Source organism: Modicisalibacter sp. MOD 31.J (assembly GCF_020147985.1).
Lineage (GTDB): Bacteria > Pseudomonadota > Gammaproteobacteria > Pseudomonadales > Halomonadaceae > Modicisalibacter > Modicisalibacter coralii.
This window is the reverse complement of record NZ_JAGXFF010000005.1, coordinates 320724-335889: the sequence shown is the minus strand read 5'-3', so window position 1 is coordinate 335889 and position 15166 is coordinate 320724. Positions and strand designations below refer to the sequence as shown.

Below are 15166 nucleotides of genomic sequence, written 5' to 3'. Positions count from 1 at the left end.
AGATGGCAAGACGGGTGCCGTCGCGCCGCAAGGCACGCTAAGCTGGGAGTGACGAGTCGCGAACGCGGACTCGACAACGCGATGGGGCACACGCCATGACGAGACGAATCGGGACCCTGCTACCCCTTCTGGGACTGCTGCTCGGCGGTTGTCAGGCCGTCGGCCATGACCCCTTGACTCAGCCTGCCGCCGACATGCCGGCCTCGTGCACCTGGCTGCGCGACGCCGGGGTCAGCCGCGAGGCCTGGGTACGCGCCGCGATTCCCGAGCTCGAGGCGCGCGGCTTCACGGTGCGCAGCACCGACCTCGAGCTGGGCGTGGTCAGCGCCGAGCGGACCCGACGACAACCGGGGATGGGCGCCATCGACGAGCCCTGGTTCGCCGGCACCTCGCTGTGGAGCAGCTTCGGACGCCGCTCGGCGGTGGGCGTGGGCTATGGCGTGCACCTTGGCGACGACCCGGTCCAGGTCGAGCGCTTGTCGCTGGTGGTCGGCGAGGACAGCGTGAGCCTGACCCGCGATTCCAGCGTGATCGATACCGACGGCTACGTGGTCGATGCCCGCCCCTACAATCGCGATGCCTTCTGTCGCGAGGTCAGCGGCGCCATCGAATCGCGCCTGATCAACACGGGGGCTCGGCCATGAAACGCTTGCTGGCGGTACTGATGACGGCGCTGCTGCTGGCGGGGTGTGCCGGCGTCGCGTCGACGCCGGAGACCCGCAGCCTGGTGGTCCGCGCCGAGCCCCGTCCGGCGCTCGAGGCCGGGGTCGCGGTGCTGGTCGAGCACGGTTTCGTGATCCGCATGGCCGACGCCGAGCTGGGCCGGGTCGATGCGGTGCTCGCCGCGCGGTCCGGCTATGTGCTGACGCTCGAGACGCAACCGGCAGCCGACGGCACGCGGCTGACGCTCTCGGGGCGTTTCTCGGGGCGGGGCATCGAGCCGCACCGCTTCGCTACCCTGCTCGACGAGATCCGCGCGCGCCTCGGGGCGTCCTGAGTGGGGCCGATACGCCGTCGGCGCCTGCGCCGTCTGCTGATCGCCTCGGGCGCCGTCCTGATCGCCGCCGTGTTGTGGTGGGTGTGGCACTGGCAGTTCGACAATGCCCTGCGCGAGGCGCGGCGCCACGCCGAGGCGCGCCTGGCGCTCTACACCAGCAGTCTCGACGGGGCGCTGGAACGGTTCACCTATCTGCCCGACCTGCTCGCCCGCCAGCCGCTGGTGCGCGGCGCCTTGGCGGATCGCCCCGCGGTGATTCGCCGGGTCAACCGCCATCTCGAGCGGGTCGCCGAGCGTTCGGGGGCCGAGGCGATCTACCTGATGGACCGCCGGGGTCTGACCCTGGCGGCCAGCAACCATGCCACGCTGGCCAGCTTCATCGGCCATCGCTACGAGTACCGGCCCTACTTTCGCGCCGCCATCGAGGGCGGTCAGGGGGAGTTCTTCGCCGTCGGCAGCACCACCGGGCGGCCCGGCTATTTCGTCTCGGCGCCGGTGCGCACGGCCTCGGCGGAGGATGCCACGATCGGCGGCGTGCTGGCGATCAAGGTGTCGCTGGAGTCGCTGCAGGCCGACTGGCGCGAGGCCGGGGAGAAGGTGCTGCTCACCGATGCCAACGGTGTGGTGATCCTGTCCAGTCGTCCCGAGTGGCGCTTTCGTCGTCTGGGCCGGCTGGATGCGGCGGCGCTCGGTGAGGTGCGCGCCCAGCGTCAGTTTCAGGGGGCCGCGCTCGCCCCGCTCGGCGAGCGCTTGAACGACGGCTCGCTGTGGGTCGAGTCGGGGGCGCTCGGCGAGCGCTTCTTCACCACCGCCAGGGCGCTCGACACCCTGGGCTGGCGGATGCATTACCTGGTGCCGGTGCGTCCGCTCTACGTGAGTGCCCGCAACGCGGTGCTGCTCGCCGGGGCGGTGTGCCTGGCCCTGCTGCTGCTGGGCCTGTGGTTGCGCGAGCGCCAGCAGCGGCTGTGGCTGCGCGAGCGCGAGGCGCGGATCATGCGCGAGGCCAACGAGCGCCTGGAGAGCCGTGTCGCGGCGCGTACCCGCGAGCTGGAATCGGCCCAGGCCGAGCTGGTCCAGGCCGGCAAGCTGGCGGCGCTGGGCACCATGGCGGCGGGCATCGCCCACGAACTCAACCAGCCGCTGGCCGGCATCCGCACCTACGCGGCGAGCGGGGCGCGGTTGCTCGAACGGGGCCGGGATGAGGCGGCGAGCGACAATTTCCGGCGTATCCAGGGGCTCTCCGAGCGACTCGCCACCCTGATTCGCCAGCTCAAGCTGTTCGCCCGCAAGGGCGGCGCGCGCGAGCCGGTCGACCTGGCAGCGCGGCTCGATTTCGTCCTCGAGCTGCTCGAGGAGCGCCTGGCCCGTCAGGGCGTGGCGCTGGACGTGCAACTGCCCGAGCACGCCGCTGCCGGAAGCCTGCTCGTCGCCGGTGACACGGTGCGCGTCGAGCAACTGCTGACCAATCTGTTGCGCAATGCCCTCGATGCGTTGCGCGAGATCGAGGCGCCGCGCCTGACGGTGAGCGTGTCGCAAGGCGAGAGCCGGGTGACCCTGGAAATCGCCGACAACGGGCCGGGCATCGACGAGGACGTGCTCGAGCACCTGTTCGATCCCTTCTTCACCACCAAGGCGGTCGGTGACGGCCTGGGGCTGGGGCTGTTCATCGCCTTCGGCATCGTTCAGGATCTCGAGGGCCGCATCCGTGCCGAGAATCGCCCCGCGTCGCTCGGCGGCGGGGCGGCGTTCAGCGTCGAACTGCCCCGGGCTCGCCAGGTGCCGGCCCGGCGGGACCGCGAGGAATCCCTGACATGAGCGAACTGCCGATCTGGCTGATCGACGACGACCCCGGCGTGCGCGAATCGCTGGCCCAGTGGTTCGAGCTCGGCGAACTCCCGGTGCGCACCTTCGCCGACGGCGAGACGGCCCTCGCCGAGCTGGGCGAGGGCGCCGACTGCGGGGCGATGATCTCCGACGTCAAGATGCCCGGGCTCGATGGCCTGGCGCTGCTCGCCGCGGTACGCGAGCGGGATGCCGAGCTGCCGGTGCTGCTGATCACCGGCCACGGCGACGTGCCGATGGCTGTGGAGGCGATGCGTCGCGGTGCCTGGGACTTCATCGAGAAGCCGTTCGAGCCCGAGCGTCTGGAGGAACGGGTGCGCCGTGCCCGCGAGCGACGGCGGCTGGGCGAGGAGAATCGCCGTCTGCGGCAGGCACTGCGCCAGGGCGGGCTGGCCGGCCGGCTGCTCGGCGAGGCGCCGGGCATGTGTCGCCTGCGCGAGCAGGTCGCCAACCTGGCACCGACCCGCGCCAACGTGCTGGTGGCCGGCGAGACCGGAAGTGGCAAGGAGGTGGTGGCCCGCTGCCTGCATGAGTTCGGTCCGGGCGAGACGGCGCCGTTCGTGGCGCTCAACTGCGGGGCGATCGCCCCGGAGCTGGTGGAATCGGAGCTGTTCGGCCACGAGAAGGGCGCCTTCACCGGCGCCCTGGAGGCCCGGGTCGGCAAGCTCGAGCACGCCAGCGGCGGCACGCTGTTTCTCGACGAGATCGAGTCGATGCCGCTGGCGGCCCAGGTCAAGCTGTTGCGCGCGCTGCAGGAGGGCGAGATCACCCGGCTGGGCAGCAACCGGGTGATCGCCCTCGACCTGCGGGTGGTGGCGGCGACCAAGGCGGACCTGCTGGCGCTCGCCGAGCGCGGTGAGTTCCGCGAGGATCTCTACTACCGGCTGGCCATCGCCGAGCTGCGCATCCCGCCGCTGCGCGAACGCCGCGAGGACATCGCGCTGCTGTTCAACCATTTCTGCCGTCAGGCCGCGGAAGTCCATCAGCGTCCGCAGCGCGAGGCCGACGGCGAGCAACTGTCGCGCCTCGGCCATCACGCCTGGCCGGGCAATCTGCGCGAGCTGCGCAACGCCGCGACGCGCTTCACCCTGGGGCTGGACGTACCGCAACTGGCGGGCGAGGCCGGCACCACGGCGACCGGCTCGCTCGGCGATCAACTGGCGGCCTTCGAGGCGTCGCTGCTGCGCGCCGCGCTGGCACGCCATCGCGGCAACATCCAGGCGGTGCTCGAGGAACTCGACCTGCCCCGACGCACTCTCAATCAGAAGATGCACCGCCACGGCCTGCGCCGCGAGGCCTTTCTCGAGGCCGGCGCCGACCACTGAAAAACGCCGGTTTGGGGGTCCTGGCGGCGGCACCTATACTCCGGGTACCTCGCCACGACGAGGGGCGATGCCGGGCGACCAGGGATAGCTCATCGCCGATCCTCGATGGATCCTGTGCTCACACCTTGCTGGTTCCGGCATGCCGGCCCCCGCCGATGGCACTTTTCATTGGCTTCAGGGAGGAACGGCAATGACGAATGATCCCAAGACCTTGCTGCGTGAACGTGCCTTCGTCGGCGGTGACTGGATCACCGCCGACGATGACGCGCGTCAGGCGGTCGACGACCCGGCCACCGAGCAGACAATCGGCCAGGTGCCCGACCTGTCGGCGGCGAACATCGACTCGGCGATCGACGCCGCGCTGGGCGCCTTCGCCGAATGGCGCGACACCTCGGCGCTGGAACGCGCCGACAGGCTGCTCGCCTGGTATCGAGGCATGACCGAGCATCGCGAGGCGCTGGCGCGGCTGATGACCTGGGAGCAGGGCAAGCCGCTGGCCGAGGCGCGCGGTGAAGTCGACTACGCGGCCAGCTTCCTGCGCTGGTTCGCCGAGCAGGCACGCCGTGCCGACGGCGAGACGATTCCCGCCGACAAGCCCGATGTCTCGCTGGGTACCGTGCAGGAGCCGGTCGGGGTCGCCGCGGTGATCACCCCCTGGAACTTCCCCCTGGCGATGATCACCCGCAAGGTCGGTGCCGCCCTGGCGGCGGGCTGCACGACGCTGGTCAACCCCGCGACCCAGACGCCGTTCTCGGCGCTGGCGCTGGCCGTGCTCGCCGAGCGCGCCGGCTTCACACGCGGCGAATTCAACGTGGTCACCGGCAGCGGCAAGCGTTTCGCCGAGCGGGTCTGCGCCGACGACCGGGTCCGGGCGCTGTCGTTCACGGGCTCCACCCAGGTGGGGCGTTCGCTGTTGCGCCAGAGCGCCGACACGGTCAAGCGCAATGCCATGGAGCTCGGCGGCAACGCGCCGTTCATCGTCTGTGACGATGCCGACCTCGACGAGGCAGTCGAGGGCGCCATCGCCGCCAAGTTCCAGACCAGCGGCCAGGACTGCGTGGCGGCCAATCGGCTCTACGTGCACCGCTCGCTGTATGAGGACTTCGTCGAGCGCTTCACCGCGCGCATGAACGCCATGGCGGTGGGCAACGGCTTCGACGAGAACAACGCCATCGGCCCGCTGATCAACCGCGACGCCGTCGACAAGGCCCGCTCGCTGGTCGACGAGGCCCGTGACAAGGGCGCGCGAATCCTCGGTCGCGACCAGCGCGAGGCGCCGGGGCCGCGCTTCTTCATGCCCACCGTGGTCGCCGACTTCACCGCCGAGATGCGCGTGGCCGGCGAGGAGTCGTTCGCGCCGGTGGCGCCGATCTGCGCCTTCGATGACGACGATGCGGTGATCGCGGCCGCCAACGACACCCTCTTCGGCCTCGCCGCCTACGTCTATACCCATCGCGACGCGCGCATCCGCAAGTTCATGCGCCGGCTGGAGGTCGGCATGGTCGGTATCAATACCATGGACATCACCGGCCCCCAGGTGCCGTTCGGCGGCGTCAAGCAGTCGGGGCTGGGGCGCGAGGGCGCCGATGCCGGCATGCAGGAATATCTCGAGACCAAGTACTACTGCGTGGGCGGCGTTCCCGGCCGCTGAACCCCGCCTCGCGCCGGGCTCGGCACCCCGTGGCTCGTCGACTCGGGTGGTTTCGCGCGCCACATGCCACTGATCTCGACGAGGGAGTGGCGATATCGCGGAGGCCGTCGAGGCGGTGCTCGCCAAGCAGGGGTTGCCGACCGGCGCCTGATTTCCCTCAACCCGCCATCAGCGGCGCGGCGAGACGTTCGATGCGTGCCCGCCACGCCTCCACCGCCCGGGCCGGGTAGGGCTCGGGCGTGCCTACCCCCCACACCGGGCCGGGCCAGGCGGCATCGTCACGGCGCCGCACGATCACGTGGAAGTGCAGCTGTGCCACCTGGTTGCCGAGTGTCGCCAGATTGAGCTTGTCACCATCGAGTTCGGCCTTGAGCGCCGCGCCCAGCCGGGTGGCCTCGCGCCACAGCCGGTCCTGCTCGGCCTCGCTCAGGTCGTCGACTTCGACGACGGCGTCGCGACGCGGCACCAGAATCAGCCAGGCGAAACGCATGTCGTCCATCAGCCGGACCTGACACAGCGGCAGGTCGACCATCAAGTGGGTGTCGGCGGCGAGGCGCTGGTGCAGGGCGAAGTCAGTCATGGCGGTGTCTCCTGAGTGGGCCGTGGCGGCACGAGGATCGGCAAGAATTGGCCGATCGCTGGGCTCGCCATCGGCCATTTTCTGCCGATAGCGGGGGCGAGTTGCTGCGGCGAGATCGGCAAGTAATTGTCGGAAAAGCATTTTCGCCAACTGGCAAGGGCTTTGCTACGTCTTGTGGGCCTCACCACAATAACCGCCAATTCCCACAAGGAGAAACGGCATGCACAAGCGTCAGTTCCTCAAGTCGGCCATCGGCCTGGCCACCGCCGCGGCGCTGGGCGTCTCGGCCTCTTCCGCCCTGGCCCAGGACGGGTCACACCACTACATCATGGGCACCGCCACCACCGGCGGCACCTACTACCCGGTGGGGGTGGCGTTGTCGACGCTGGTCAAGGTCAAGCTCGAGCCCAAGACCGGGATCTCGGTCTCGGCGATCAGTTCCGCCGGTTCCGGCGAGAACCTCAAACTGATGGATGCCGACGAGGCGCAGTTCGGCATTCTGCAGGGGCTCTACGGCGCCTATGCCTGGAAGGGCACCGGGCCGGTACCCAAGGCCTACAAGAACCTGCGCAGCGTGTCGATGCTGTGGCAGAACGTCGAGCACTTCGTGGTCAAGGACGCCATCGTCGACTCCGGCACCATCGACGACATGACCAACCTCTACGGCAAGGCGTTCTCGATCGGCGCGCGCAACTCGGGCACCGAGGGGTCAGGCCGCTACATTCTCGGCCAACTGGGCATCGAGCCGGACAAGATGGACATCGCCTATCTGGGTTACGGGCCGAGCGCCGACGCCCTGCAGAATGGCACCATCCAGGGCATGAACATCCCCGCCGGGGTGCCGGCCTCGGCGGTGACCCGCGCCTACGCCAACGTCGGCGGCGACATCACCACGCTCGACTTCAATGCCGAGCAGCTCGCGAAGGTCAACAGCGAGTTCGAGCTGTGGACGCCCTATGACATTCCGGCGGGCACCTATCCCAATCAGGACGAGGTGATCCATACCATCGCCCAGCCCAACATCCTGGCGGTGCGCGCCGACGTCCCGGCCGACGACGTCTACGCGATCACCAAGACCATGTACGAGAACCTGCCGTTTCTGCAGAACATCCACCCGGCGACCAAGGCGATGGCCATCGAGAAGGCGATCGCCGGCCTGCCGATGCCGCTGCATCCCGGCGCGGCCCGCTACTTCGAGGAGCAGGGCATCGAGATCCCCGATCGGCTGATGCCGAAAGCGGACGGCGCCGAATAAGCACCGGTACGTCACGAGGTTACCTTCCCGGTCAACCTGGCCGGAAAGGTACCTCCGCCGAAAGGCGCCATGGCTCGTGGCGCCTTTCGCTTCCCCTGTCATGATCTGACGCACGCCGCTCTTCAGGAGATCGCCGTGAGCGACCCAACACTCGATTCGATCCGCGACGAGGATGCCCAGGAGGCCGACGAACGCCTCCAGCACCCCTGGCTGGGGCGCTTCCTGTTCGCCTTCGCCATCCTCATCGCCCTGGTGCATCTGTACTTCAATACCTTCTCGACGCTCTCCACGCTGTGGACCAGCGCCATGCACTTCGGCCTGTTCGGCGCGTTGTGCGCGCTGTCGGTGCCATTGGCCCGGCCGCGCCAGGCCGGCGCCCGCCGCGCGATCTTCGCCGTCGACGTGCTGCTGGCCGTCGCCGCGATCGGCTGCGCGCTGTACCTGATGGCCTTCGAGGATGCCCTCTACGACCGGGGCGTGACCTTCGTCACCAGCGACTGGGTGGTGTCGATTCTCGCCGTGGGGCTGATCCTCGAGTTCGCCCGGCGTACCACCGGCTGGTTCATCCCGGTGCTGTGCCTGATCGCGCTGACCTACGTGGCCTGGTGGGGCAAGTACGTCGGCGGGGTGTTCAACTTTCCCGGCCTGAGCTGGGAGACGGTGCTGTTTCGCAGCTACATCGGCGGCGAGGGCATGCTGGGCTCGATCGCCCGCATCTCCTGGTCGTACGTGTTCATGTTCATCCTCTTCGGCGCCTTCCTGGTCAAGTCCGGCGCCGGGGAGTTCATCATCGAGCTGGCCCGCTGCGCGGCCGGGCGCTTCATCGGCGGCCCGGGGTTCGTGGCGGTGTTCTCCTCGGGGCTGATGGGCTCGGTGTCGGGCTCGGCGGTGGCCAACACCGTGTCGACCGGGGTGATCACCATCCCGCTGATGCGCAAGGCCGGTTTTCCGGCGCGCTTCGCCGCGGGCGTCGAGGCGTCGGCGTCCACCGGCGGACAGTTGATGCCGCCGGTGATGGGTGCCGGGGCCTTCATCATGGCCTCCTACACCCAGGTGTCGTATCTGACCATCATCGGCGTCGCCGCGCTGCCGGCGTTGCTCTATTTCCTGTCGGTGGCGATGTTCGTGCGCATCGAGGCCAAGCGCAGCAACGCCCAGCAGCTCGACGATCCCGACGCGCCGAAGATCGGCACGGTGCTCAAGAACGGCTGGCACTATCTGCTGCCGCTGATCGTGCTGGTGTGGGCGCTGATCTACGGCTTCACGCCGACCTATGCGGCGGGCATCGCCATCGTCTCGGTGGTCGTCGCTTCCTGGCTGTCCAAGCAGCCGATGACCCCGAGGCTGATCGTCGAGGCGCTGGTCCAGGGCACCCGCAACATGATCACCACGGCGATCCTGCTGATCACCGTGGGGCTGATCGTCAACGTGGTCTCGACCACTGGCATCGGCAACACCTTCTCGCTGATGATCACCGACTGGGCGGGCGGCAGCCTGCTGGTGACCATCGTGCTGGTCGCCATCGCCTCGCTGATCCTGGGCATGGGGCTGCCGGTCACCGCCTCGTACATCGTGCTGGCGACGCTCTCGGCGCCGGCGCTCTACAACCTGATGGCGCATGCCCAACTGGTCGACCTGATCGTCGCCGGCGACCTGCCGCAGCAGGCCAAGTCGATCTTCATGCTCGCCGCCCCCGACCAACTGCAGGCGCTGTCGGCGCCGATGAGTCCGGCCGATGCCAAGGCGCTGCTCGACAAGGTGCCCGATACCTTCTCCAGCCAGCTCTACGAGCAGGCGCTGTCGCCGCACTTTTTGACCATGTCGCTGGTCGCCGCGCACATGGTGATCTTCTGGCTGTCGCAGGATTCCAACGTCACCCCGCCGGTGTGCCTGACTGCCTTCGCCGCGGCGGCGATCGCCGAGACGCCGCAGATGCGCACCGGGCTGACCGCCTGGAAGATCGCCAAGGGGCTCTACATCGTGCCGCTGCTGTTCGTCTGGTCGCCGCTGATCACCGGCACCCCCGAGGAGATGCTGCAGGTGTTCGTCCTGGCGCTGTTCGGCATCTACGCGATCATCGCCGGCCTCGAGGGCTATCTGGAGCACGAGCTGTCCTGGTGGCTGCGGCTGCTGATGTTCCCGATCGGCGCCCTGATGCTCTGGCCGCATGGTATGCTCGCCGTCGATCTGGTCGGGGTGGCGATCTTCGTCGCGGTGCTCGTATGGAGCGCACGGCGGGGGCGCGGCGTTCCGGCGTGACCATGGACGGCCTCGAAAGGAGTCGCGATGACCTGGCTGGAAGGGCTGGCGCTGGTGGCGATCGGCGGCGTCGCCGGCTTCATCAACGTGCTGGCGGCGGGGGGCTCGATGCTGACCCTGCCGCTGCTGATGTTCCTGGGCCTGCCGCCACAGGCGGCCAACGGTACCAATCGGGTGAGCATCGTCCTGCAGAGCGTCAGTGCGGTGGGCAACTTCTTCCGCGCCGGGGCCCGCGACCTGGGCATCAGTCTGCGCCTGTCGGTGCCGGCGGTGCTGGGGTCCCTGGCCGGCGCCTGGCTGGCGCTGCAGGTGCCGGACGCGGTGTTCCAGACGGTGCTGGTGGTCGCCATGGTCGCGGCCTCGGTGATGATGCTGCTGCCGCAGCCGCGGCTCGATACGCGGGCGCTGACGCCGGAGCGACTGACCCCGGCGGTCTATCTGGCGATGTTCGCGATCGGGATATACGGCGGTTTCATCCAGGTGGGGGTGGGCGTGCTGTTCATCGCCGTCCTCTACCGGATGCTCAGGATCGACCTGGCGCAGGTCAACGTCTTCAAGGTGTTCGTGGTGCTGGTCTATACGCTGCCGGCGCTGGCGGTGTTCCTCCTCGACGGCCAGGTGCGCTGGGCCTACGGTCTGCTGCTGGCGGTGGGCAGCATGAGCGGCGCCTGGCTGGCGGTGCGCGTCAACATGGGGCCGCGCGGCGCCAAATGGGTCAAGGCGCTGACGCTGGTGGTGATCGCGGCGATCATCCTGCGGCTGATCTTCTTCTAAGCGACACCGCTTGTGCGCGACGCGGCGATCGGCGATAACAAGGCGGAGTGTGTCATTCAGGAGACGAACATGCGCAAGACCCTACTGCTGGCCGCACTGGCGGCGCTGGTCTTTCTCGCGGGCTGCAACACCATGCACGGTTTCGGCCGGGACGTGCAGAAGGTGGGTTCGGAAATCGAGGAGGCCGCCGGTCAGTGAACGCCCGGTGTGCGAAATCGCCCACGGCCTGTTAGGCTGCAGGTGTGACGTCTTGTCACCCGCACCGTCAGGGGGAGCCGGAGCGCTCTGCCGAGTGGCACGACCGATGCCTCTACTGGCGGTGACTTCATTGGCTAGTTAGGGAGGACTCAATATGAAGAAACTGACGGCACTGATGTTCCTGGCACTGGTGAGTGTCAGCGTACTGAGCGGTTGCAACACCATGCACGGCGCTGGTGAAGACATCGAACAAGGCGGCGAAGAAATTCAGGAATCCGCCAGCTGAGTCTCGGTACCGACGCCCGGCGGGCTACCGCCGGGTTGTCAAGCAACGACCCGCCTGTCGGCACTGCGCCGCACCACTAGCTACCGAAGCGATAACGGCGCTCCAGCCGTTCGAAGAGCAGATCGCTGACGATCGCCAGCAGCCCCACCAGAACCGCCCCCTGAATCACGTAGGCGATGTTGTCGCCGACCAGCCCGGCGATGATCGGCGTGCCCAGGCTCTGGGCGCCGACCGTCGAGCCGATGGTCGCGGTACCGATATTGATGATCACCGAAACGCGCACGCCGGCGATGATCACCCGCATCGCCAGCGGCAGTTCCACCCGCCAGAGGATCTGCGTGGCGCTCATGCCGGTGCCGCGGGCCGCCTCCAGGGTGTCGGTCGGCACCGTGCCCAGCCCGGCGATGGTGTTCTGGACCACCGGCAGCAGGCCGTAGAGCGTCAGCGCGACGATGGTCGGCACGAAGCCGAAACCGGCCAGCGGGACGACGATCGCCAGTACCGCCGCGGGCGGGAAGGTCTGGCCGATCGCCGCCAGCGCCGAGACCAGTGGTTCGAATTCGCGCCCGGCGCGGCGGGTGACGAACAGCCCGGCGGCGACGCCCACGCTCACCGAGATCAGCGACGACACCAGCACCAGGGCCAGGTGGTCGAGGGTGAGCTTGAGGAAGCTCTCGCGGGCGTAGACGGCGGTGTCGAGCTGCGGAAAGGCCGCGCGGAACAGCGGCGCTAGCGCGTCCATGAACAGCACCAGCAGGATCAGCGCCACGCCGAGGACGAGCAGCAGGGCATCGCGCCCGTGGGGAAGGTTCCGCTTCATGGCTGGCGGCCCATCACGCCGTCCATGCTCACCTCGCCGATCAGCCGACCGCTCTCGTCGATGACCGGCAGCACCATCACCCGATACCAGACCATTCGCGAGAGGGCTTCCTTCATGGGCATCCCCGGGGTGGCGATCCACTCGTCGTTGACCGCGGTGCGCGCCTCGGGATCGCCGTCGCTGAGCCGGCCGCCATGCAGACAGGTGGGGCGGCCCGTGGCGTCGGTCTCCCAGTAGTGGGAAGGCCGCCCGGAGGCTGCGTCGGGCGTGGTGCGGGCACGATCCTGGTACTGGTTCACCCAGCGCCGCGAGAGCAGCTTGAGGCCCAGGTCGGCCTTGCCGATGAAGTCGCTGACGAAGGCGTCGGCCGGCTGGGTCAGCAGCTCGATGGGGCGGTCGTACTGGACCAGGCGGCCGGCGTTGAGAATCGCGATACGCGAGGCCAGCTTGAGCGCCTCGTCCATGTCGTGGGTGACGAAGACGATGGTCTTGCGGGTCCGCTCGTGGACGCGGCGCATCTCGTTCTGCAGCACCTCGCGGGTCAGCGGGTCGACGGCGCCGAACGGCTCGTCCATCAGCAGGACCTCGGGATCGGCGGCGAGCGCCCGTGCCACGCCGACGCGCTGTGCCTGGCCGCCGGAGAGCTGGTGCGGGTACTTGTCGCGGAACTCGCCGGCCGCGAGGTGAAACAGATCCAGCAACTCGTCGATGCGCGCATCGATGCGCGATCTGGGCCACTTGAGCAGCCGGGGGACCACGGCGATGTTGTCGGCCACCGTCCAGTGCGGAAACAGGCCGATCGACTGGATGGCATAGCCGATACGCCGGCGCAGCGTCTCCGGCTTGAGATGGCTGATGTCCTCGTCGCCCAGCAGGATGCGCCCGCGGGTCAGCGGGATCAGCCGGTTGATCATGCGCAGCGTGGTCGACTTGCCGCAGCCGGAGGGGCCGATCAGCACGCCGAACTCGCCGCTCTCGATACGCAGCGAGATGTCCTGGACGACGTCCTTGTCGTCTTAGGTCTTGGTCAAGCCCTGTAGTTCGATCATTCCTCGTCTCTCGGTGGGGCGGCTCAGCGGGCCCCGGCGGGGCGGCTGACGGTGACCAGGATCTGCAGCAGGAAGTCGGCGACCACCGCCAGGGCGATGGTCGGCACCGCGCCGAGCAGCACCAGGTCGATGGCGTACTGACCGAGGCCCTGGAAGATGAAGGCGCCGAGCCCCCCGGCGCCGATCAGTGCGGCGACCACGGTCAGGCCGATCGCCTGGACGGTGACGATGCGCAACCCCGAGAGGATCACCGGCAGGGCCAGGGGAATCTCGACTCGCCACAGCACCTGAGTGGCGGTCATGCCCATGCCGCGCGCCGCCTCGAGGGTCGCCGGCGCGACCCCGGCGAACCCGGCGTGGGTGTTGCGCACGATCGGCAGCAGCGAGTACATGATCAGCGCGATGATCGCCGGTGCCGCGCCGATCCCCGACACGCCCCACTCGCGCAGCCACGGCAGCGCGTCGCCGAGCCGCGAGAGCGGGGTGACCAGCAGCGCGAACAGCGCGATCGAGGGAATCGTCTGAAAGAAGTTGAGTACCCCGAACAGCGGCCCGCGCGCGCCGGGCCGACGGTGGGCCAGCAGCCCCAGCGGCAGGCCGACGACCAGCGCCGGCCCCAGCGCCAGGCCCACCAGCACCAGATGGGTGACGAACTGGGCGGCGAAGGCGTCCTCGATGTTGAAGTATTCCTGCATGATCGCCAGGGCATCGAAGGTGCCGGCGGCGAACAGCGCCACGATACCGCCGAGCACCACCAGGGCGTAGACGCTGCACAGCCACAACGGCGTGCGCAGGCGCTGGAAGGCATCGACCATCATCAAGGCACAGCAGAATACCGCCACCCAGAAGGCCGCGCCCTGCGAGACCCGCGCCGCGGGCGAGGCGTCGGCCAGGGCGCGAGTGGCGTAATCGCCGAGGCCGTAGAGCACCACCAGCAGCGCCAGTGGCGCGGCGATCAGCGCCGTTCGTGCGCCGCGGTGCTCGCCCAGCGGGCGGGCCAGGCAGGCCATGCCCAGTACCAGGGCCAGGCCGAGCAGCACCAGCGTCTGCCAGGGGCTCAGAGCGGCGACGAGCGCCACCGATTCGCCCGAGACCAGCCGGTTGGGTGCCATGGCGGCGAAGGGCAGCAGGAGACAGCCGGCGACCGCCGCCACCAGCAGGGTCGCCAGGACCCGGTTGGCGACGAGGCGCCGGTCGGCGTGTCGGAAAACGGCCGGCACGCGACGCTACTGCTCGAGGAAGTCGTGATCTTCGAGATAGCGCCGGGCCACCTGCTTGGCCGGCAGGCCCTGGACCTGAATCTGGCTATTGAGGTGCTGCAGGGTCTCGCGGTCCAGGCTGTCGAACACCGGTCCGAACAGCTCGGGCAGCTCGGGGTGCGACTCGAGCACCGACTCGCGCAGTACCGCGGCCGGTTCGTAGACCATCTGCACCCCCTGGGTATCGTCCATCACCTTGAGTCCGGCCGGCTGGATGGCGCCGTCGGTACCGTAGACCATCGCCGCATTGGTGCCGCTGGTGCCCTCCGCGGCGGCGCGGATGGTGGCGGCGGTGTTGCCGCCCGAGAGCACCAGCAACTGATCCTGGGAGAGTGTGAAGTCGTAGGCCTTCTGGAAGCTGGGCAGGGCGGCATCGCTCTCGACGAATTCGGCCGAGGCGGCCAGCTTGACGTCGCCGCCGTCGCGCACCCAGCGGCCGAAATCGGCCATGGTGTCGAGGCCGTTCTCCTCGGCCAGCGACTGCTTCACGGCGATGGCCCAGGTGTTGTTGGCCGGCGCCGGCTCGAGCCAGACGATGCCGTGGTTCTCGCGGTCCCAGTCGCGCACCTTCTCATAGCCCTGCTCGGCGTTCTTCCAGGCCGGGTCGTCGGTGGTGCTGCTGAAGAAGGCGCCGTTGCCGGTGTACTCGGGATAGAGGTCGATCTCACCCTCGAGCAGGGCCTTGCGCACGATGTTGGTGGGGCCGAGCTGCAGCTTGTTCTCGACCGGGTAGCCGGCGTTCTCGAGCAGGGCGATCATCATGTTGCCGAGCAGGGCGCCCTCGGTATCGATCTTCGAGGCCACGCGCAGCGGCTCGGCCGCCACGGCCTGACCGGCCGCCAGCAGCGTGCCGGCCACGAGACCCAAGACA

Annotated in this window: 15 protein-coding genes; 10 read left to right on the top strand and 5 right to left on the bottom strand. The window is 68.9% G+C overall.

The features are described 5' to 3' along the window. The first annotated feature begins 95 nt into the window (after nucleotides 1–95). From KGR00_RS18370 to KGR00_RS18350, 5 genes are all read left to right on the top strand, one after another. Nucleotides 96–644, top strand: a complete 549-nt coding sequence (locus KGR00_RS18370) for a hypothetical protein (protein WP_224418798.1) — start codon at nucleotides 96–98, stop codon at nucleotides 642–644. After that, nucleotides 641–997, top strand: a complete 357-nt coding sequence (locus tag KGR00_RS18365; protein WP_224418799.1) for a hypothetical protein — start codon at nucleotides 641–643, stop codon at nucleotides 995–997. Before KGR00_RS18370 ends, KGR00_RS18365 begins: the two co-directional genes overlap by 4 nt. Continuing rightward, nucleotides 998–2812: an ATP-binding protein gene (locus KGR00_RS18360; protein WP_224418800.1), complete on the top strand. Its 1815-nt coding sequence runs from the start codon at nucleotides 998–1000 to the stop codon at nucleotides 2810–2812. Next, a complete protein-coding gene (locus KGR00_RS18355; protein ID WP_224418801.1) occupies nucleotides 2809–4164 on the top strand; it encodes a sigma-54 dependent transcriptional regulator in 1356 nt (451 codons plus the stop codon). Before KGR00_RS18360 ends, KGR00_RS18355 begins: the two co-directional genes overlap by 4 nt. Nucleotides 4165–4354: 190 nt before the next feature. Continuing rightward, entirely contained in the window at nucleotides 4355–5815 is a 1461-nt protein-coding gene (locus KGR00_RS18350; RefSeq protein WP_129140420.1) for an NAD-dependent succinate-semialdehyde dehydrogenase, read from the top strand. A 157-nt stretch (nucleotides 5816–5972) separates the two neighbouring features. On the opposite strand, the gene KGR00_RS18345 is transcribed toward KGR00_RS18350, so the two are convergent. Continuing rightward, nucleotides 5973–6395, bottom strand: a complete 423-nt coding sequence (locus tag KGR00_RS18345; protein ID WP_224418802.1) for an HIT family protein — start codon at nucleotides 6393–6395, stop codon at nucleotides 5973–5975. A 220-nt stretch (nucleotides 6396–6615) separates the two neighbouring features. Between KGR00_RS18345 and KGR00_RS18340 the strand changes: the two genes are divergently transcribed. From KGR00_RS18340 to KGR00_RS18320, 5 genes are all read left to right on the top strand, one after another. Continuing rightward, nucleotides 6616–7650, top strand: coding sequence for a TAXI family TRAP transporter solute-binding subunit (locus KGR00_RS18340; protein ID WP_129140417.1), 1035 nt, complete (start codon nucleotides 6616–6618; stop codon nucleotides 7648–7650). Between the two features lie 135 nt (nucleotides 7651–7785). Beyond that, nucleotides 7786–9909: a TRAP transporter permease gene (locus KGR00_RS18335; protein WP_224418803.1), complete on the top strand. Its 2124-nt coding sequence runs from the start codon at nucleotides 7786–7788 to the stop codon at nucleotides 9907–9909. A gap of 27 nt (nucleotides 9910–9936) precedes the next feature. After that, entirely contained in the window at nucleotides 9937–10683 is a 747-nt protein-coding gene (locus KGR00_RS18330) for a sulfite exporter TauE/SafE family protein (protein ID WP_224418804.1), read from the top strand. A gap of 69 nt (nucleotides 10684–10752) precedes the next feature. Beyond that, the gene (locus KGR00_RS18325; protein WP_129140414.1) at nucleotides 10753–10881 is read left to right on the top strand and encodes an entericidin A/B family lipoprotein; all 129 of its coding nucleotides are present in this window, start codon (nucleotides 10753–10755) and stop codon (nucleotides 10879–10881) included. Between the two features lie 154 nt (nucleotides 10882–11035). After that, nucleotides 11036–11167: an entericidin A/B family lipoprotein gene (locus tag KGR00_RS18320; RefSeq protein ID WP_129140413.1), complete on the top strand. Its 132-nt coding sequence runs from the start codon at nucleotides 11036–11038 to the stop codon at nucleotides 11165–11167. Between the two features lie 76 nt (nucleotides 11168–11243). Here KGR00_RS18320 and KGR00_RS18315 read toward each other — a convergent pair whose 3' ends face one another. From KGR00_RS18315 to KGR00_RS18300, 4 genes are all read right to left on the bottom strand, one after another. After that, entirely contained in the window at nucleotides 11244–11987 is a 744-nt protein-coding gene (locus KGR00_RS18315) for an ABC transporter permease (RefSeq protein ID WP_129140412.1), read from the bottom strand. Next, a complete protein-coding gene (locus KGR00_RS18310) occupies nucleotides 11984–12979 on the bottom strand; it encodes an ABC transporter ATP-binding protein (protein WP_224419858.1) in 996 nt (331 codons plus the stop codon). The genes KGR00_RS18315 and KGR00_RS18310 overlap by 4 nt, the downstream gene beginning before the upstream one ends. 80 nt (nucleotides 12980–13059) lie before the next feature. After that, a complete protein-coding gene (locus tag KGR00_RS18305; protein ID WP_224418805.1) occupies nucleotides 13060–14256 on the bottom strand; it encodes an ABC transporter permease in 1197 nt (398 codons plus the stop codon). 6 nt (nucleotides 14257–14262) lie between these two features. Beyond that, nucleotides 14263–15153, bottom strand: coding sequence for an ABC transporter substrate-binding protein (locus tag KGR00_RS18300; protein ID WP_343232822.1), 891 nt, complete (start codon nucleotides 15151–15153; stop codon nucleotides 14263–14265). Nucleotides 15154–15166: the final 13 nt, after the last annotated feature.